This is a genomic window from Flexivirga alba (assembly GCF_042661025.1).
GTDB classification, from domain to species: Bacteria; Actinomycetota; Actinomycetes; order Actinomycetales; family Dermatophilaceae; genus Flexivirga; species Flexivirga alba.
Window position 1 is genome coordinate 4,062,160 of the sequence record NZ_JBHSWH010000001.1, and the last position, 18,035, is coordinate 4,080,194.

Consider the following 18,035-nt stretch of genomic DNA (forward strand, 5'->3'; position numbering starts at 1 on the left):
CCAACTCGGATCAGGCTCGGCCGAGGACGTCATACGTTCGGCGGACCTGCTGCATGAATTTCTCCGGCACGATGCGGAAGCCGATGACCGGAATCCGCAGCACCCGCTCTCCCACCACGACTCGGTCGTTCTGTCGCAGGGCGTCGTCGACCGGGTTGAGTGCGAGCGCATGATGTCCTCCGTCGATCTCGACCACAAGACCGACCTCGTCCCACGAGATGTCGAGGTAGACACGGCCACGAGGGCCGGACCGCACCACTTGATGGGACGGCGTAGGAAGACCGTAGATCCGCGCCATACGAGTGAAGTCCAACTCGCCGAGGGAATGCGCTCCGTCGGCGACATCGGCGATCACGGCGTTGATGAACTGCCTCCGGGCGGAGCGTCCCACACCGCGCCATGCCAGTTGCAGGCGCGCCGGCAACAGCAAGCGTTGCTGAATCGGCAGACAGATGACCAACGCGGCCTGCCTGTCGCTCACCGCCCACTGGGCACCGTGAATCGTCGCGAGTTCGACGGCAACTCGTGGGATGCCCGCGCCCCGCATCGGTGGTGGGCAATCGACGCGATGCAGTCGGACTCCGGCCAGCGCGTGATGCCGGTTACGGGCAGGCAATGTGACGTCGATGGCAGCAGCGGTGAAGCCGGTCATTCCATCCGAGAGAAGCGCACTCACCCCGTCGAGGCGCGCGCCGGCTCCGCTCTCCCACACTGCCCACCATCTCAACGCTTCCGTGCCCAGCACAGGTGCGTCGATCGCGACGGTGTGGCGCCCGGCGCGAAACCACCGACCAGCTCCGATTTCGTCACGTATGGCGTTCCGCCCGACGCCATACCGAGCGAGTTCGTTCCGGTGCACAACCCCACCATGGTCCGCCGCCAACTGGGCAGCGAGTGTCCGCCGGTGGGCACCCATTGGGCGCAACGGTGCCGGGCTGCGCTGCGCCTCGTTGCCGGCCATCTGAGGATCCTCGCCGAACACGCGCATCCCCCGCTGGTCAGCTGTGGATAACCGGATCCTTGCCATCCGCCTATGCCATGCGGGAGCTATACCTCCCTTTGGCATAGGTCAGACGGGGCACGGCGTCACGAGACGTCCACATCGACGAGATCCGGCAACTCCCAACCGTCGTGCCGCGCGTCCAGCGCACCAGCAACCCAGTCACGCCGTGCGGCGCGAAACGCATCGCTGATCGGCTCGCGCGGACGGTCAACCTCACCGAACCGTCCATCGACGACGAACTCACAATCCGTTGCTGCACGTAGGGTTTCGATCGCCTTCGGCTCATCACTCGCGGCGAAGGTCGCCGACACCGGCATACGCGATCGCAAACCGGAAGCGGCGCTATGACCGTCCGCAGACAACCCCCAGTCGTGCGGATCTCGCGACGAGTTGACCTGCGGAGCCGCGTGCCGCAGGAGGATCACTCGTCTCGCCATCCGACAGAACCTCAGGCGAGCTCGAAGCGGACCTGGTGCTCCTCGATGTTGGCCTCGGTGAGCTTCGCCCGCACCTCGGTACCTGCTTCGGCCTTACCGTCGGCCTTCGCCGTCACCGCGAGGTCGACGAGCTGCACAGTCACGCCCTTCTCGTCGGTGTCGACAACGTATGCCGCGAACGTCTCGCCCACCCGGTGCGCCAGCACGGCCGCTTCGACCGCATCCGTGCACCCGTGCTCGGCCTGGCTGGCCTTCTGGTCGGTGCTGCGCATGATGTCCGGCAGTGTGGGCAGCGCCTCACGGACCCAGTCCGGCACCTGCCCGCCCTGACTGACCGCCTCACAGACCACCAGCCCGAAGCGGTCCACCAACCGCCGCAGCGGCGCCGTCACATGCGCGTATGGCGCCGCGACCGCTGCCTGGATCGTCTCGCTCGGCGCCTGGCCGTCGAACGGCGTGTAACCGGCACCGCGGAAGAGACTGGTCGCGTCATGGATCAGCGCCAGGTGCGTGGGATTGGACCGATCCAGCGCACGGATGAAGTCGCCATACTGCTGATCGGCCGGCCAGTCGACGCTGAGCGCCTTGGCCTGCCGCCGGAAGCGGTCGATCGCCTTCTGTTCCGGCGCCGGCATGGTGCGCAGGATGCCGACCTTCGCCTGCAGCATCAGCTCGGCGGCCGCCATCCCGGTGAGCAACGAGACCTCGGCGTTCCACTCCTCCGCGGGCAGCTGCGGACGGAAGGTCAGCTGGTAGTTGCCGTCGTCGGTCTTGCTGACCTCCTGCTCGGGCATCGGCAGGTTGGCACCACCACGCTTGGCCTCCAAGGCAATTCGCAACTCACCGATCGTCTTCAGCAGCGCAATCCCTTCCGGCGCCGAACCGTCGTCGATCTGCTGCTGCACGGTGACGTAATCCAGCCGGGCGGTGCTCTTCACCCGGGCGCGATAGACCTCGCTCGCCGTCGCTTCGCCGAGCGACGAGAGCCGGATGTCCCAGACGTATGCCGACCGCTCCTTGTCGGCCAGCAGGCTGACCGCGTCCTCGCTGAGCACCTGCGGGTGCAACGGCACCCGGGCGTCGGGCAGATAGATCGTCTGTCCGCGCTGGCGCGTCTCGGTATCGAGCGCACCGCCGGGCGTCACGTATGCCGGAACGTCGGCAATCGCATAACGCACCCTGAAGCCGTCACCGTCCCGCTCCAGGCACATCGCCTGGTCCAGGTCCATCGAGCCGGCCGGGTCGATGGTGAAGAACGGCACCGCGGTCTCGTCCCGATCGGGCAGTGTGACGGACTTCGCTGCCTGCACCGCTTCCGCAAGTGCTCCCTGCGGGTAGTCCAGCGACAGGTCGAGTTGCTCACGCAGGGTCGCGAACGCCCGCTCCAGCGGACCGGCGTCCGCTCCTGCCTTGGGGTCAGCCGTCGGGGCGATCAGATGCCGTAGGTCCATACCAGCACCATAGGGAACACCGGTGACGAACATGGTCCGATCCGCGCGCCCGACCTGACAGGCCGTAGCCTTTCCGCGTGCTGATCCTGCTGCCGCCCTCGGAGACCAAGACCCCGCGCAAACGCGGCAAGGCGCTCGATCTCACCCGGTTGGAGCTGCCCGAGCTGACGGCCGCACGCGACAAGCTGCTGGACGTGCTGGCCGACGTCAGTGCTCGACCGGACGCGTTGGACGTACTCGGCGTCGGCGCCAGCCTGGCCGACGACGTCGCCCGCAACCTGACTTTGCGCACCGCACCCGCGCAGCAGGTCTCCGCGCTCTACACCGGAGTCTTGTATGACGCCCTCGACCTGCCCACCCTGGAGTCTGCCGCCCTGCGTCGCGCACGCCAGTGGATCGTCATACAGTCCGCGCTGTTCGGGGCGCTGCGACTGGCCGACAAGGTGCCGGCGTACCGGCTCTCGATGGGCACCAATCTGCCCGGCGTCGGACCACTCGCGGCCTACTGGCGCAGCGAGCTGGCCGCCCCCATGACCGAACTCGCCGGCAACGGCGTCGTGGTCGACTGTCGTTCGAGCAACTACGCCGCAGCCTGGACACCGACCGGTGCCACCGCCAAGCGCTGGGTGCGCATCCACGTGCCCGGAGCGACCCACAACGCGAAACACACACGCGGGCTCGTGACTCGCTGGCTGGCCGAGGCCGGAGCCTCGCCACGCACCCCGGCCGCGGTGCGCGATGTCGTCGCGGGCGCGTTCACTGCCGAATTGCACGAGCCGCGCCGCGCAGGCTCACCGTGGGAATTGTCCGTGGGCAGCGCGTGATCGACTTGCTCGATCGCGTCGGGCCGGTCCTTGCGTTTCTCGTGTTCATCACGGTCGTGGCCGAGATCGCTGACCACGCAGGTGTTTTCGAGGTTGCCGGCCACTGGGCTGCGCGTATGGCGAGGGGCCGCACCATCGGCCTGTGGCTGATCGTGGTGGTGCTGTCCTGCGCCGCGACGACGGTCCTCAGCCTGGATACGACCGCGGTGCTGCTCACACCGGTCGTCATCACCACCGCGCGACAGGCGGGCCTGCCGCCGCTGCCGTTCGCCTTCACCACGGTGTGGCTGGCCAACACCGCGTCGCTGCTGCTCCCGGTCTCCAACCTGAGCAATCTATTGGCGTTGCACGAGTTTCAACGGTGGGGTGGCCTGTCGGCATACCTGCGAGTCGCCTGGGCGCCGGCCCTCGTCGCCATGGCCACCACCGTGGTCGTCATTGCCCTGCTGCACCGCTCCGAACTGCGAGGACGCTACCCGGTGCCACCCATGCCGCGTCCGGACGACATCGTCCTGCTGCGCGTCGCGGGTGCGGTGTGTCTCCTGCTCGGACCGTTTTTCGTCACCGGTGTCACGCCCGCCATACCCGCTGCTGGTGGTGCGCTGATCCTGTTGGTAACGCTGGCTGTTCGCGAGCGCGCTGCCCTGCGCGAAATCGCCGTCCCATGGCGGATGGTGATCGGCGTGGCAGTGCTCTTCGCCGTCGTGGACTTCCTGCGCGCGCACGGCCTGGAGGTATGGATCGCCCGCGTGATGGGTGCGGGCGAGTCGACCACAGACCTCCTGAGGGTCTCCGGCATCGGCGCGCTCGGTGGAAACCTGATCAACAACCTGCCCGCCTACCTCGCGTTCGAGTCCGCGGCCGACGGCTCCGCACACCGCCTGATGGCGCTGCTGATCGGCGTGAACGCCGGCCCGATCATCACCGTCTGGGGCTCGCTGGCAACGATGCTGTGGATCGGCCGGTGCCGACGCGCCGGCCTGCCAATCCCGTTGCGGCGCTTCACGATCGAGAGCCTCCTCGTCGCGATTGTGACGGTCGTCGCCGCAACGGTCACACTCAGTCAGCTCTGATCGGGCTGATCCGGCCACGCCCTCCAGAAGTGGTGGACCGGCCCGTTGCCGTGACCGATCGACAACTCCTCCGAGGCTCGCAATGCTCCCGTCAGGTAGGTCTTGGCGTCCCGCACCGCGTCCACCCAGGTCTGGCGCCGCGGGCGCAACGCGGCGATCGCGGACGAGAGTGTGCAGCCGGTGCCGTGCGTGTTGCGGGTCGCGATCCGGGGCTCGTCCAACTCGGTGATCCGACCGTCAATGAGCAGCAGGTCCGTGCTGTCCGGTCCGTCGAGGTGGCCGCCCTTGAGCAGCACGCCCGGACACAACTGCGCCAGTGCGCGGGCTTGTCGCATCATGTCGCAGACGCTGGTTGCCTCGGGACCGCCGAGCAGATCAGCGGCTTCCGGGAGGTTCGGGGTGATCAGGTCGACCAACGGAATCAGCTCGTCCCGCAGCGCCTCCACCGCTGCAGCGGGAAGCAGCCGGTGCCCACTGGTGGAGACCATCACCGGATCCAGCACGATCGGGCCGAGCTCCCGCTCGCGGAGAACCTGCGCCACTGCGCGCGTCACTTCGGCCGTGCCAAGCATGCCGATCTTGATGGCGTCGACGTGCACGTCGTCGAGCAGGTTGGTGAGCTGTCCGGCGACAGTGGCACCGTCCAGCTGATGTATGGCGGCCACACCCTGGGTGTTCTGGGTGACGACGGCTGTCACGACGACGGTCCCGAACGCGCCCAGCGCGCTGAATGTCTTCAGGTCCGCGCTGATGCCGGCCCCGCCGCTGGGGTCGGTCCCCGCGATGGTCAGCACCGTGGGTATCTGTGACATCATCGAATTTCCTCTGCTGCCAGTAGTATTCGTGCCGCCGCGGCCGGATCCGGCGCTGCACAGATGGCCGACACGACGGCAACACCTGCGGCTCCTGCCTCCCGCAACGGTGCGACGTGGACCTCCTTGATCCCACCAATGGCAACCGCAGGGATATCACAGCAGTCCAGCACTTCGCGAACGCCGTCGATGCCGAGTGGAGCGGCTGCGTTCGGCTTGGTTGGCGTGGCAAACACGGGACCGATCCCGAGGTAGTCGATCGTTCCCGCGGGCCACTCAGCTACTGCCTCGACCTCGTCGATGCAGGACACCGAGTGGCCGATGGCCAGACCGTGGCCGGCGACCCGGCGCGCGTCGACCGGGTGCAGGTCGGACTGCCCGAGGTGCACGCCATCGGCACGGGCTGCGAGTGCGACATCCAGCCGGTCATCGATGATGAGTGGCACGCCCGCAGCCGCGGTGAGGTGCCGTAATTCCCTTGCGGTGTCGATCAGTTCGCGGGTTGTCGCTTCGTGATCCCGCAACTGCACAGCCGTCACTCCCCCGGCAAGAGCTTGGCGCACGGTCTCTGCGACACCTCGGTCGCCACACAGTGCCGAGTCGGTGACCACGTAGAGCCGCAACCACTGCGCATCGAAAGTCATGCACGCAACCTTTCGAGCTGTTCGGGGCTGAGATCGTGCAAAGCGTCGAGGATCTCCACCGCGAACGTGCCCGGGCCCGATGCGCGCGCCATCGCGACCTCGGCGGCGATCGTCCACACTGCGGTCGCCGCGAAGGCGGCATCCGCAGGCGATGCGCACGCGGTGAAGGCAGCGGTGATCGCGCCGAGAGCACAGCCGACTCCGGTCACCTTGGTCATCATGTCCGTGCCGTTGGAGACCGTGCGCACCTCGTCGGCGGTGATGATGTGATCGACCGGCCCGCTGACCGCGACAGCCCCACCGGTCCGGCCACACAGGGAACGGGCCGGCTCGAGCGCCGTCTCCGGGCCGGCGGTGCTGTCGACTCCACGGCCTCCCCCGTCGAGCCCGGCAAGGCTGATCACTTCCGAGGCGTTGCCGCGTATGACGGTCGGTCGCAACGGCACGAGCTGGGCGCTGACCCGATCCCGCAACGGGAGCCCACCAACGGCGACCGGGTCGAGCACCCACGGTGTGCCGGCGGCTCCGGCGGCCCGCGCGGTGGCCACCATCGTCTCCCCCGCTGCGGGGTTGATGGTGCCGACGTTGATGAGGACGGCGTCCGCGATGCCCGCGAAAACCGTTGCCTCCTCGAGGTTGTCGACCATCGCGGGTGCAGCGCCGAGGGCGAGCAATGCGTTTGCGGTGAAGCCGGTCACCACCGAGTTGGTGATGCACTGCACCAGCGGCCCACGCGTGCGCAGCTCGGCAAGCAGGTCACTCACGTCGGTGTTGTTCACCAGGGCCACCTCTCCTCGCGTACGGCGGCATCCCAGAACATCCACTCGTAGCGCGTCGCGATCTCCACGTGCTCGGCCATGTCCGTCGCCTGACGATCGGACAGCTCGCGGACGGTGTCGTCGACGACCTGCAGCATCTCGGCCACGCTGCGGGCGAAGTCGGGGGCGGCATACGACTCGATCCAGCGTTCGTAGACCGGATCGCTCGAACCTGAGGTCGCCAGCGCCATACCGACCTGCTGGTAGATCCAGTAGCACGGCAGAACCGCCGCGAGACCTTCATGGAACGGACGCTGGGCGCACACCGACAGCAGGTAGCTCGTATATGCAGTGGTAGCAGGCGACTTCGGCGTCGTGTGCAGTAGCGCCGGGTCAAGCCCGGCTTGCTCCAGCAGCGCCGGATGCAGGCCCAGCTCGGTTGCTATCGCAGACCCGGCGTGCGCGGCCAGGGTGCCCGCCGCACCGGACGGTGCCTTGGCCGCGAGCAGGGCGAGAGCCCGTGCGTACTCGCCCAGATAGAGCGTGTCCTGTATGACGAAGTAGCCGAACGCTTCTCGCGGAAGCGTCCCGTCGGACAGGCCCCGCAGAAAGTCGTGTGCGAGCACGCGCTTCAGGCCGTCCTCCATCGGTGCTCCGAGCACCGGCCACCAGGTATATGACGTCATCGACATCGAAGATGCCCCTTCCTCCGCCGGCATTGTCCGGCTCAGGTTGTGGCGGTCGGCGACGGTTCGGTCGCCCTCTCAGCCCGGTCCTTCCGAGCTCCCGCGGGTTGTCAGCACCACCGTAACGTGGCGACGCCGAGGTGTTGGTGCCGGCTCAGCCCAGCGCCCGGGTGACGTCGCGCAGCAGGTCGTCGGTGTCCTCGAGTCCCACGGAGAGTCGCAACACTCCGTCGGTGATGCCGACAGCCGCCCGAGCGTCGGCGCCCATCCGACGGTGCGTCGTCGTCGCAGGATGGGTGATGAGCGACTTGGAATCGCCCAGGTTGTTCGAGATGTCAACGATCTCAAGGGCATTCATCAACGCGAACGCTTCGTCCTTGCCGCCGTCGAGCTCGAAGGTGACGACCGTGCCGCCACCGCTCATCTGACGCTTGGCCAGCTCGAACTGTGTGTGCGACTCCAGGAACGGATACCAGACCCGGCGGACCGCAGGGTGCTCCTGCAGCGCCTCCGCCAGCCGCAACGTGGACGCCGCTTGGGCCTCGACGCGCAGTCGCATCGTCTCCAAGCCCTTCACCAGCACCCAGGCGTTGAAGGCCGACATCGAAGGCCCGGTATGCCGCAGGAGGTTCTCGACCGGACCGTGAATGTAGTCCTTCGGCCCGAGGATCGCCCCGCCGAGGACTCGTCCCTGACCGTCGATGTGCTTGGTCGCCGAGTAGACGACGATGTCGGCGCCGTGCTCGAGCGGCTGAGAGAACACCGGTGTGCCGAAGACGTTGTCCACGACGACCTTCGCGCCGGCGGCATGAGCACACTCGGCGACGAACTCGATGTCGACCAGCTCCTGCATCGGGTTGCTCGGCGTCTCGAAGAACACGGCTGCGGTCGGCTCGGAGAGGGCCGCCTTCCACTGCTCGTTGTCCGGACCGTCGACGAAGACGGTCTGCACGCCCCAGCGCGGCAGGATCTCGTCGAGGATCACGAAGCACGAACCGAAAAGGCCGCGTGCGGCGACGACTCGATCACCGGCGCCGAGCAGCGCGGCGAGCGCGGTGAAGACCGCGCCCATGCCCGACCCGGTGGCATAGCAGGCCTCCGCGCCCTCCAGTTGCCGCAACCGTTCCTCGAAGACCGCGACGGTCGGATTGCCATACCGGCTGTAGACGAACCGGTCGACATCACCGGTGAAGGCCGCCTCGGCGTCCTGCGCCGTCTCGTAGACGAAACCCGACGTCAGGTAGAGCGCCTCGGAGGTCTCCTCGAAACCGCTACGGGCCAGCCCGCCCCGAACCGCGACGGTGTCGGGCGACCAGTTCTTCGATGGTTCTTCGGTCATACATCGCAGCTTTCCATATCGCCCGAGTCGGTCCTGCGCCATGTCGCGCGAGACGACGACCAAGGCGTGCGGGTTACCGAGCGAGCTTGCGAGCCGGTCACCCCGCGCGCCTTGCGAGGAGTCGAGCAATCGGATTCAGCGCAGGTGATGGGTGTCGTTGGTGTACGCGACACTCGCGCTGCCATCGGCATACACATCGATCTGGGTGAGCGACGCAGGGTCGGCGGCCAGCAGCCACGCATGCCCGAAGCTCAGTCCGAGCAGGGAACGCAGCACCGCCAAGATCGGCAGCCGGTGCGTCGCCACGACCACCGTGCCACCAAGCGCGACCGCCCGCTCTCGGGCGGCGTCGACCCTCGTGCTCAGCTCCAGATGGCTCTCGCCGCCGTCGACACGGAAATCTTCTTCGACCCGCATCCGGGCCGGGTCACCCGGGTAGCGCTCGCCGATCTCGGCATAACTCAAGCCGTCCCAGACGCCGAAAGCCTGCTCGTCCCAGTCCTCGTCGACGCTCGGCACGACACCGAGCACCCGCGCCGCGGCGGCCCCGGTCTGTCGCGCCCGAGCCAGCGAGGACGTCACGACCGCAACCGGACCGGTCACCAACTCGCCGAGGGCCGCACCAGCCTGGTCAGCCTGGGTCACGCCGGTCGCATTGAGCTGCGGGTCGGCTCCGCCGCGTCCGTCGAGCCGGTGCCCGACGGTGAAATCGGTGACACCGTGACGCAACAGGATCAGCCGGGTCTGTACGGTGCGCTTCGGCACCGACGGGCCTGGCTCCTGTGTCGATGCCGGGGTGTCGTCATCATCGGAGGCCTCGCGCCACAGGTCGCGTTCGACATCCTTGCCGTCCATGCCGTCATTCGACAGCTTGTCGGCCGCCTTGTTCTGCGCACGCGGGATCCAGGTCCACTCGATCGAGCCGCCCGCTGCTCGCAACCGGCGCACGATGTCCTGTGCCTCGCCGGCAAGCCGCCGCATGTCCTCGTGCTTGATCTTCCAGCGACCGGCCATCTGCTCGACGACCAGGCGGGAGTCCATCCGGACCACGATGTCTGCGCCCGGGTCGATCGCTTCCGCGGCGTGCAGCCCGGCGATCAACCCCTGGTATTCGGCGACGTTGTTGCTCGCCTTGCCCAGCGGCGCGGCACGCTCGGCCAGCAACGACCGGTCCTGCGCGTCGCGCACCAGCGCGCCATACCCGGCGACCCCCGGGTTGCCACGAGAGCCGCCATCTGCCTCGATGATGAGCGAACGACCCATACCTCTACAGGCCCGACTCGGCGGTGCGGACCAGGATGCGGCGGCACTCCTCGCAGCGCACGACCTCGTCCTCGGCAGCGGCGCGAATCCGTGCCAGGTCAGCCTGGCCGAGCTCCAAACCGCAACCACTGCAACGCTTTTGCTGCAGTGCGGCGGCTGCCACACCACCCATCTGGTCACGCAACTTCTCGTAGAGCGCGAGCAGCTCCGCCCCGACACCCGGTGCGACATTGGCGCGGTCGCGCTCGATGCTCTCGCGCTCGGCAACGATGTCCGCGAGCGCCTTCTGCTGCTCGGCCTGCAGGCTCTCGACCCGCTCGGAGGCCTCCTGCTGGGCGGCCTCCTTGGCGGTGACGTCGGACTGCAGGCTCTCGGCGCGCTCCATCACCTCCAGCTCGACATCCTCCAGCTCGGACTGGCGCCGCGCGAGCGTCTCCAGTTCATGCTGGAGGTTCTGCAGCTCCTTGCTGGTGCCGGTGCCGCTCTCCAGCCGCTTGCGGTCGCGGTCGGCGCGGTCGCGCACCAACTGCACGTCGGCGTCCGCCTTGCTGACGGCGCGCGCGTTGTCCTGCAGGGCGGTTCGGGCGATCACGACGTCCTCGGAAAGCCGCTGTGCGGCCGTCCGGGCCTCGGTCACCTGTGCCTGGATCGGCAGCGTGCGCTCCCGGTGGCCCAGCTGGTCCAGGCGGGTGTCGAGCTTCTGCAGGTCCAGCAGTCGCCACTGGCGGGTGAGATCAGCCTTCACGGGCGTCAGCGCTCCTTCGGTTCGGTCGGCTCGCCGTGCCCTGTCGGCACCACGAAATCCCATGGATCGGTGCGCAATTGCGACACCGTGGTCTGCACGTCATACCCCTGCGCGGCGAGAGCCGCACCCAGTCTTGCGGCGCTGTCGGCCAGCCACAGCGACTCGGTCGCCCAGTGCCCGGCGTCGATCAGGTATGGCGCTCCGCTTCGCGCCTCTTCACGTGCTTCGAGCGCGGGGTGATGGCGTAGATCGGCGGTGACGTAGACGTCGGCCCCGCTGCGGCGGACCGCGTCGAAGCGGTCGTCGCCTGCTCCGCCCATGACGGCGATCCGACGCACCACCGCATCCGGGTCGCCGCTGACCCGCAGCCCGGCAGGGGCGGCGGGCAACGCGGCCGCCAGCGCTCGGGAGAACGCACCCAGCGTCGTCGGCTGCGCGAGGTCACCGACCCTGCCGACCGGCTGGCCGCCCTCCTCGTCCAGCGCCTCCGCGTCGGTCGGCAGCCCGCAGGCGGCGGCCAGGGCGTCATTGACACCCGGCGTGGCGACGTCGGCATTGGTGTGCGCGCAGTAGAGCGCGAGGTCGGCGACCACGAGCGTCGTGATGGCCGCGCCCTTGGCAGTCGTGGTGGCCACCGAGTGCACGCCGCGAAGGAGCAACGGATGATGCGTCACCAACAGGTCGGCTCCGCTGTCCCGTGCTTCTTCGATGACTGCGAGGGTCGGGTCGACCGCGAAGTGGATCCGGTTGATCTCCTGCGCCGCGTCACCGGTGACCAGACCGACGCGATCCCAGTCCGCTGCGGTATCCGGCGGGTAGAACCCGTCGAGCACCCGGATGGTCTCCGCGAGGGTGGGACTGGTCACGTAGCGCCTCTCTGCTGCGATGCGGATGTGTAGTTGAACGCGCGGCCGAGGGCCGCCAGGAGTAACCGGTGGACCCGGCCGGTCTCGAACCGACGACAACCGCGGTGTAAACGCGGTGCTCTACCAACTGAGCTACAGGTCCTGATCGCCACACCTTCGCGCAGCGCCTCGTCATTCTGCCAGTCACGCCGGGCGCAACAAACTTCGCGGGAGCGATCTCCGCCGAGGTGCGGTCAGAGCCCCGCCAGCGCCTCGCGGTAACCGGCGAAATCACGCGCCTCGCCGGGTCCGTTGACCTGAGACCACCGGATCGTGCCCGACGCGTCGACGAGGAACGTGCCGCGGATCGCCATACCGGCTTCGTCGTTGAACACGCCATACGAACTCGCGACGGCACCGTGCGGCCAGAAGTCGGACAGCAGGTCGAAGTCGTAGTGCTCGGAGTCGGCCCACGCGCGCAGCGTGAACATGGGATCACAGGAGATCGCGACGACCTCGGCTGTGCCATCGCCGGTGAAACCGCCGAAGTCGTCACGGATCCCGCACAACTCGCCGGTGCAAATGCCCGACCACGCGAACGGGTAGAAGACCAGCAGCACCGCGCGGTCGGCAACCCGTTCACGCAACGACACCGACTCGCCGTGCTGGTTCTGCAGAGCGAAGTCGGGAGCGGTGTCCCCGACCGACAGCGGCCTGTCGGTCATCGCTGTTTGGCCACTCCGCCCTGGACGAGCTTGGTGGCGATCCAGTCTGCGCCGGCGCGGGTGGAGGTGCCGGCGTTGAGTCCGGCGGTCTGCGCTGCTTCGGCGATGTCGCTCGCGTCCACATGGTCCGGGTGACCAGCACCCGGCACGAAGAGAACCACGAAACCCTTGTCGGCCAGATTCGTCAGCGCATCGACGCAGTCGTCGATGAGATCGCCGTCTCCCTCCCGCCACCACAGGATGACGGCGTCGACCACGCCGTCGTAGTCCTCATCCTCCAGACCGGAGCCGATGTGTCCCTCGATTTGCTCGCGGACAGCGACGTCGACGTCGTCATCCCAGCCGAGTTCTTGCACCACCTGGTCTTTTTCGAAGCCGAGTTTGTCGGCCAGTTCGGTTTTCTGGGCCCCAATTGCCATGGCCGTAGTTCACTAGGAACTGCGCCGGTTTGCAACCGGGCGCGGTTGACCAGCACTGTTCCAACGCTGATCGGCACCCGGTTGCACCGTGCAGAACCGCCCTACCAGGCCTGGCCCGGGTCGTATGCCGAGGACTTGTCGACGTCCTCATTGCGCTTGATCGTGGCCTCGATCAGGCCGTACGGCCGATCGGCGGCGTGATGAACCTCACAGTTGTTCTCGACACCGAACGGGCTCAGATCGACCACGAAATGGTGCTTGTTCGGGCAGCTGAAGCGAATCTCGGCAACGCTCGGAACGGCGTCCAGGACCGCGGAGCCCATCTCCCACAGTGTGTGCTGCAGTGCATAGCTGTATGCCGCGGCGAAGGCGCCGGTGATGGCGTCCTTCACCTCGTCGAACGCCTTGCCCCAGTCGACGTCGGTGCCGTCATGCGCCCATTGCGCCGTGACCGCGGTGGCCATGATGCGGTCGTTCGTTGGCTGGAGGGTCGTGTATTTGTCCTGGTAGAAGCCGTGGAACTCCGAGTCGGTCGTCTTCAGGACCGTCAGGTCCTTCAGCCCGCTCACGACGCTGGTGTCGTCAGCAGTGCGCGTGACCGTCGCGGTGCGGACGTAGTCACCGTTCTTGACGAACGCGTGGGCGTTGTCGTGCGAGCGGGTCCACGGGACGGCTTCCACCGTGATCCTGGCGCCGTTGACCTGCGGCACCTCGATGAAATGGTCGGCGAGGGCCACCGCGAACGACTCCGGTTCACGGACCGCGTCGCCGGCTTCCTTGGCGAACGAGTTGACGGTGTTCTTGCAGGCGTCAGTGGTGAGCACCTTGCTCTGGTCACCATGGATGTGAGCGTCCTCGAAGTCGCCCGACAGGGAGACCGAGACGTTGTAGTCGACGAGGTCGTGCGGGGCCTTCGGGTCGTCGCGGAAAACGCGAACGACGTGGACCTCGGCCTTGCCGTACTGGTTGTGCCCGAGCACATAGGACATAGCTGATCAGCTCCTCTATAGGTGGAGTACGCGAACGGACTCAGTAGCAACGGCACGTGATAGTGCCGTTCTTCGTCAACGACGAAGGTGATCGCCACCTCGGGATAGAAGGCCCGGACCCCGGCACGCTCGAAGTAGCTGCCGGTGGCGAAGACGATGCGGTAGGTGCCGTGCGGTAGCCCGTCGGGCACCAGCCCGGCGACCCGGCCGTCATCGTCGGTGGTGCCGGATCCGAGGGCCTGCCCTCGGATCCGGCACCGGTCTGCGCGAACACCGTCACCTGGATGCCGGCTGCCGGCGATCCATGGACGGCGTCCAAAACATGGGTGGACAGGGAGGAAGTCATCTCTGGAAATGTCCTTCCAGTCGAAGGCGGGTGATCTGACGCAGTTGCTCGCGCACCTCTGCGCGCTCGGTCGCGTCGTCGTTGTCGATGCGGCGCTGCAACTCCACCAGGATCTCGCGCGGGGTGCGGCCGGCGGCACGGATCAGGAAGACCCGGTCGAAACGCTGCTCGTAGTCTTGATTCCCCTGCAGGATCTGGGCGGCCACCTGTTCGTCGGCCGACTGCATCGCCGACTGCTCGGAGCGCGACAACTGCGCCGCAGCGCCCTCACCCCGCATTCGCTCACCGATCCGGGGATGCCCGGACAGCGCCGCGTCAAGATCCGTCTCAGCCAGGCCCGCGAAGACCTCGTCGGACGCGTCGGCCAGCGCGACCGCGTCGGCATACGGACGACGTTCCACCAGGGCGGTGGCCCACTCAGTGCTGGCACAGAGGGGCAGCAACGCGCTGATTGCGTCGTCGACCGGAGCGGTGGCGAACCACTCCAAGCCGTTCCGTGACGTGGAATCTATATTCCGCATAAAGGAATCATGCGATTTATTCAACAAACTGTCAAGGTCAGCGGCGAATGCACGCGGACCAGCCGTCGATCAACCCGCCAACTGCATCGCCAGCTGCTCGGAGACCTCCTGCAGCACCGGTATAGCCTCCGCCTGCAACTGCTTGGTCATGCGAGACGCCGGCCCCGAGATGGAGAGGGCCAGTCGGGTCACCCCTCCGGGCACGGGGGTCGCCAGGCAAATGACCCCCTCCTCCATCTCGCCGACTTCATGCGCGACTCCCTCCTCGCGCACCTGCGCGAGCTGAGCGATGAACTGCTCCGCGTCGGTGATCGTGGCTTCGGTCATCGATGGCATCCCGACCCGGCCCAGGATCCCGCGGACCTCGTCGTCGCCCAGTTGCGCGAGCAGGGCCTTGCCGGCCGCCCGGCAATGCGGGTGAACGTGCTGGCCCAGCTGGGTGAACATTCGCATGGCACGCGGCGACGGCGCCTGGCCGACGTAGACGAGCATGTCGCCGTCGAGCGCAGCCAGGTTGGCGCTCTCCCCAGCCGCCGCACGACGCCGGCGAGCACGGAACTGCTACGCGAGCCGAATGCATCCAGAGCTGCATTGCCGAGCGGGATCAGCCGCGAGCCCAGCGCATACCGGCGGTCCGGCAACTGCCGCAGGTAGTTCCGGTCCACGAGGGTCCGCACGATGCGGTGGATCGTCGGCATCGGCAATCCCGAAGCGGCGCTCATCTCGACCAGGGCCATCTCGCCCCCGGCCTGGTCGATGAGCTCGAGAATGTCGAGCGCACGCCCCACGGACTGCACCCCACCTGGTCGAGCCTGCTGCGTCATGACGACTCCTTCGTCTGGCTGACAATTCGACAACATGGAATTTACACTCCATGATACGAAATAATCGAAACCGGAACGAGAGGAGCCGCCGTGCCCGACTTCCGCACCGCACTCACCGACCGCCTCGACGAGGCGCTGGCCGACGCCGACAAGGCGCTGGCCGTCGGTTATCCGGGAGCGCCAACCGGCCGCCACCCGGTGCACACCGTCTATCTTCCAGCAGATCGCTGCACCGCCGATCACGTCCGCGACTTCGCGGCGACAGCGCGCGAGCTGCTCGCGACCTACGCGCCGTCGGCGGACGAACTCGCCCGCGCCACAGGCGAATCCGCGGACGACGTCGCAGGCGTCTACGACCGGCTGGTCGCAAAACTCGATCAGGATCCGATCGAGGACCTGCGAGCCGACTTCGAGGACGGCTACGGCGTCCGCACCGACGACGCCGAGGACACGCACCTGACCGGTGTGTTGGAAGGGTTCGGCGAACTCGCCGGCCGGCAGCAGCTACCGACCTGGCACGGCATCCGATTCAAGTCGTTCGAGGCACCGACCCGGACGCGTGGCGTGCGCACGCTCGTGGACTACCTCGGCGGTATGGCGCAGGCCGGCCTCCTCACAGGCAACGTCCTCACCCTGCCGAAGGTGACCAGTGTCGATCAGGTCGCGGCGATGGGCACTGCGTGCGCCGCACTCGAGAAGGAACTCCAATTGCCTTCCGGCAGTGTGCGATTCGAGGTGCAGGTGGAGACACCCCAAGCGATCCTCGCCGCCGACGGCGGCGCTGCGGTGGCCCGCATGGTGCACGCCGCGCCGGGTCGCGTCAGCGCCCTGGTCTACGGCACCTTCGACTACAGCGCGGGGCTCGGCATCGCCGCGGCATACCAAGCGCTCGACCATCCGGCCGCCGACCATGCCAAGGCGGTCATGCAGGTAGCCGCGGCGCAGACCGGCACCAGGATCTGCGACGGCTCCACCAACGTCGTGGCCTTCGGTGACCGCGACTCCGCCCATGCGACCTGGCGGCTGCACACGGGACTGGTCACTCGCTCCCTGGTCCGCGGCATCTACCAGGGCTGGGACATGCACCCGGGCCATCTGATCTCCCGCTACCTGGCCAACTACCTCTTCTTCAGACGGGCACTGCCGAGCGCCGCGGGACGCCTGGCGGCATACGTCCAGCAGACCTCGGGCGGCGATGTCATGGACGAGCCCGCCACCGCGAAGATGCTCGCCGACGCGCTGTTGCGCGGCGTGCACTGCGGTGCCGTAGGCGCCGAAGAAGTCGAATCCGCCTGCGGTCTGGGCACTTCCGAACTCACCGAACTCACCCACTAGTGCGGTGCGTTCCTGCTCTATTTCTGATTCACCCACTGAAGATCAGGAGTCATCATGGCTGACTACTACACGCCGCGCGGCGGCCTACCGCCGCAGACCGAGCTGACCACCGACCGGGCGGTCTTCACCCAGGCGTATGCCGTGCTGCCGCGCGGCACCATGCGCGACATCACCACCAACCGGCTGCCGTTCTGGGACGAGACCCGGCTATGGACCATCGCACGGCCGCTGACCGGCTTCGCCGAGACGTTCTCGCAGTACATCGCCGAGGTCGGGCCGGGTGGCGGTTCCGACCGGCCGGAGAACAACTCCGAGGCCGAGAGCGTCCTGTTCGTGGTCGACGGCGAGCTGCGGCTGGACCTCGCCGGCGCCACGCATCCGTTGCGCGCCGGCAGCTACGTCTTCCTCACCCCCGGCGAGCAGTGGACCCTGCACAACGAGTCCGCCGCGACCGCGACCTTCCACTGGATCCGCAAGCGCTACACCCCCGTCGACGGCCTCGACGCTCCGGAATCGTTCGTCACCCACGAGTCCGACGTCGAGTTCGGGGCCATGCCCGGCACCGACGGCGCCTGGTGTACCCAGCGCTTCACCGATCCTGACGACGTGCGCCACGACATGCACGTCAACATCGTGACGTTCGAGCCCGGTGGTGCGATCCCGTTCCCGGAGACCCACGTGATGGAACACGGCCTCTACGTCCTGGAGGGCAAGGCGGTCTACCTGCTGAACAAGGACTGGGTCGAGGTGCAGGAGGGCGATTTCATGTGGTTGCGGGCCTTCTGCCCGCAGGCGTGCTACGCCGGTGGACCCGGCCGGTTCCGCTACCTGCTCTACAAGGACATGCACCGTCACGCACCGCTGAGTCTTTGACCCGACTCCTCGCTGCGTCTCGTGCCTTCCCTGAGACGGACGCCACACCCACGAAAGCTACTGACCAGTAGCCGAGACCCCCATCAGCAGCCCGCCCGGCCGGGTAGAAGATGGATTCATCCG

Annotated in this window: 20 protein-coding genes, 1 tRNA gene, 2 pseudogenes and 1 riboswitch; of the genes and pseudogenes, 4 read left to right on the top strand and 19 right to left on the bottom strand. The window is 67.5% G+C overall.

Annotated elements, in window-relative coordinates:
- Positions 1 to 10 precede the first annotated feature (10 nt).
- The 3 genes from ACFQDH_RS20135 to ACFQDH_RS20145 form a co-directional block, all read right to left on the bottom strand.
- A complete protein-coding gene (locus ACFQDH_RS20135; RefSeq protein WP_382404154.1) occupies positions 11 to 961 on the bottom strand; it encodes a hypothetical protein in 951 nt (316 codons plus the stop codon).
- A gap of 125 nt (positions 962 to 1,086) precedes the next feature.
- Positions 1,087 to 1,440 (bottom strand): histidine phosphatase family protein, encoded by a 354-nt coding sequence (locus tag ACFQDH_RS20140; protein ID WP_382404155.1) that lies wholly within the window; start codon positions 1,438 to 1,440, stop codon positions 1,087 to 1,089.
- An 11-nt stretch (positions 1,441 to 1,451) separates the two neighbouring features.
- Positions 1,452 to 2,891, bottom strand: a complete 1,440-nt coding sequence (locus ACFQDH_RS20145; RefSeq protein WP_382404156.1) for an RNB domain-containing ribonuclease — start codon at positions 2,889 to 2,891, stop codon at positions 1,452 to 1,454.
- 77 nt (positions 2,892 to 2,968) lie between these two features.
- Here ACFQDH_RS20145 and ACFQDH_RS20150 point away from each other — a divergent pair, with 77 nt between their 5' ends.
- Complete coding sequence (locus ACFQDH_RS20150; RefSeq protein WP_382404157.1) at positions 2,969 to 3,715, top strand: YaaA family protein; 747 nt, start codon at positions 2,969 to 2,971, stop codon at positions 3,713 to 3,715.
- Positions 3,712 to 4,788, top strand: a complete 1,077-nt coding sequence (locus ACFQDH_RS20155; protein WP_382404158.1) for an SLC13 family permease — start codon at positions 3,712 to 3,714, stop codon at positions 4,786 to 4,788. Before ACFQDH_RS20150 ends, ACFQDH_RS20155 begins: the two co-directional genes overlap by 4 nt.
- Here the strand turns inward: ACFQDH_RS20155 and thiD are convergent.
- From thiD to ACFQDH_RS20235, 16 genes and pseudogenes are all read right to left on the bottom strand, one after another.
- On the bottom strand, positions 4,779 to 5,603 hold the full coding sequence (gene thiD / locus ACFQDH_RS20160) for a bifunctional hydroxymethylpyrimidine kinase/phosphomethylpyrimidine kinase (RefSeq protein ID WP_382404159.1): 825 nt from the start codon (positions 5,601 to 5,603) through the stop codon (positions 4,779 to 4,781). The two genes, ACFQDH_RS20155 and thiD, sit on opposite strands and share 10 nt — an antisense overlap.
- The gene (thiE, locus tag ACFQDH_RS20165) at positions 5,600 to 6,244 is read right to left on the bottom strand and encodes a thiamine phosphate synthase (protein ID WP_382404160.1); all 645 of its coding nucleotides are present in this window, start codon (positions 6,242 to 6,244) and stop codon (positions 5,600 to 5,602) included. Before thiE ends, thiD begins: the two co-directional genes overlap by 4 nt.
- Positions 6,241 to 7,023, bottom strand: coding sequence for a hydroxyethylthiazole kinase (gene thiM, locus ACFQDH_RS20170; protein WP_382404161.1), 783 nt, complete (start codon positions 7,021 to 7,023; stop codon positions 6,241 to 6,243). Before thiM ends, thiE begins: the two co-directional genes overlap by 4 nt.
- Complete coding sequence (gene tenA / locus ACFQDH_RS20175; protein ID WP_382404162.1) at positions 7,020 to 7,688, bottom strand: thiaminase II; 669 nt, start codon at positions 7,686 to 7,688, stop codon at positions 7,020 to 7,022. Before tenA ends, thiM begins: the two co-directional genes overlap by 4 nt.
- A 1-nt stretch (position 7,689) precedes the next feature.
- Positions 7,690 to 7,802: riboswitch (TPP riboswitch) on the bottom strand.
- 40 nt (positions 7,803 to 7,842) lie between these two features.
- Positions 7,843 to 9,027: an O-succinylhomoserine sulfhydrylase gene (locus ACFQDH_RS20180; protein ID WP_382404163.1), complete on the bottom strand. Its 1,185-nt coding sequence runs from the start codon at positions 9,025 to 9,027 to the stop codon at positions 7,843 to 7,845.
- A 135-nt stretch (positions 9,028 to 9,162) separates the two neighbouring features.
- Positions 9,163 to 10,290 carry a bifunctional RNase H/acid phosphatase gene (locus ACFQDH_RS20185; RefSeq protein ID WP_382404164.1) on the bottom strand — a complete coding sequence of 376 codons (1,128 nt, stop codon included), beginning with the start codon at positions 10,288 to 10,290 and terminating at the stop codon, positions 9,163 to 9,165.
- 4 nt (positions 10,291 to 10,294) lie between these two features.
- The gene (locus ACFQDH_RS20190) at positions 10,295 to 11,035 is read right to left on the bottom strand and encodes a zinc ribbon domain-containing protein (protein WP_382404165.1); all 741 of its coding nucleotides are present in this window, start codon (positions 11,033 to 11,035) and stop codon (positions 10,295 to 10,297) included.
- 5 nt (positions 11,036 to 11,040) lie between these two features.
- Complete coding sequence (locus tag ACFQDH_RS20195; RefSeq protein ID WP_382404166.1) at positions 11,041 to 11,901, bottom strand: Nif3-like dinuclear metal center hexameric protein; 861 nt, start codon at positions 11,899 to 11,901, stop codon at positions 11,041 to 11,043.
- 69 nt (positions 11,902 to 11,970) lie between these two features.
- A tRNA-Val gene (locus ACFQDH_RS20200) sits at positions 11,971 to 12,043 on the bottom strand.
- 91 nt (positions 12,044 to 12,134) lie between these two features.
- Positions 12,135 to 12,605, bottom strand: a complete 471-nt coding sequence (locus ACFQDH_RS20205) for a peroxiredoxin (RefSeq protein ID WP_382404168.1) — start codon at positions 12,603 to 12,605, stop codon at positions 12,135 to 12,137.
- On the bottom strand, positions 12,602 to 13,024 hold the full coding sequence (locus tag ACFQDH_RS20210; protein WP_382404169.1) for a DUF3052 domain-containing protein: 423 nt from the start codon (positions 13,022 to 13,024) through the stop codon (positions 12,602 to 12,604). The genes ACFQDH_RS20205 and ACFQDH_RS20210 overlap by 4 nt, the downstream gene beginning before the upstream one ends.
- A gap of 101 nt (positions 13,025 to 13,125) precedes the next feature.
- Entirely contained in the window at positions 13,126 to 14,013 is an 888-nt protein-coding gene (gene pucL / locus ACFQDH_RS20215) for a factor-independent urate hydroxylase (RefSeq protein WP_382404171.1), read from the bottom strand.
- Between the two features lie 68 nt (positions 14,014 to 14,081).
- Positions 14,082 to 14,204, bottom strand: a pseudogene (locus ACFQDH_RS20220) (hydroxyisourate hydrolase); the annotation flags it as partial.
- A 151-nt stretch (positions 14,205 to 14,355) separates the two neighbouring features.
- Positions 14,356 to 14,847: a 2-oxo-4-hydroxy-4-carboxy-5-ureidoimidazoline decarboxylase gene (gene uraD, locus ACFQDH_RS20225; RefSeq protein WP_382404172.1), complete on the bottom strand. Its 492-nt coding sequence runs from the start codon at positions 14,845 to 14,847 to the stop codon at positions 14,356 to 14,358.
- Between the two features lie 102 nt (positions 14,848 to 14,949).
- On the bottom strand, positions 14,950 to 15,372 hold the full coding sequence (locus ACFQDH_RS20230) for an IclR family transcriptional regulator (protein WP_382404173.1): 423 nt from the start codon (positions 15,370 to 15,372) through the stop codon (positions 14,950 to 14,952).
- A gap of 203 nt (positions 15,373 to 15,575) precedes the next feature.
- A pseudogene (locus ACFQDH_RS20235) lies at positions 15,576 to 15,740 on the bottom strand (helix-turn-helix domain-containing protein); the annotation flags it as partial.
- 54 nt (positions 15,741 to 15,794) lie between these two features.
- Here ACFQDH_RS20235 and ACFQDH_RS20240 point away from each other — a divergent pair.
- Both ACFQDH_RS20240 and ACFQDH_RS20245 read left to right on the top strand, forming a co-directional pair.
- Positions 15,795 to 17,039: a DUF6986 family protein gene (locus tag ACFQDH_RS20240; RefSeq protein WP_382404174.1), complete on the top strand. Its 1,245-nt coding sequence runs from the start codon at positions 15,795 to 15,797 to the stop codon at positions 17,037 to 17,039.
- A 54-nt stretch (positions 17,040 to 17,093) separates the two neighbouring features.
- Entirely contained in the window at positions 17,094 to 17,912 is an 819-nt protein-coding gene (locus ACFQDH_RS20245; RefSeq protein WP_382404175.1) for a bifunctional allantoicase/(S)-ureidoglycine aminohydrolase, read from the top strand.
- The last annotated feature ends 123 nt before the right edge of the window (positions 17,913 to 18,035 follow it).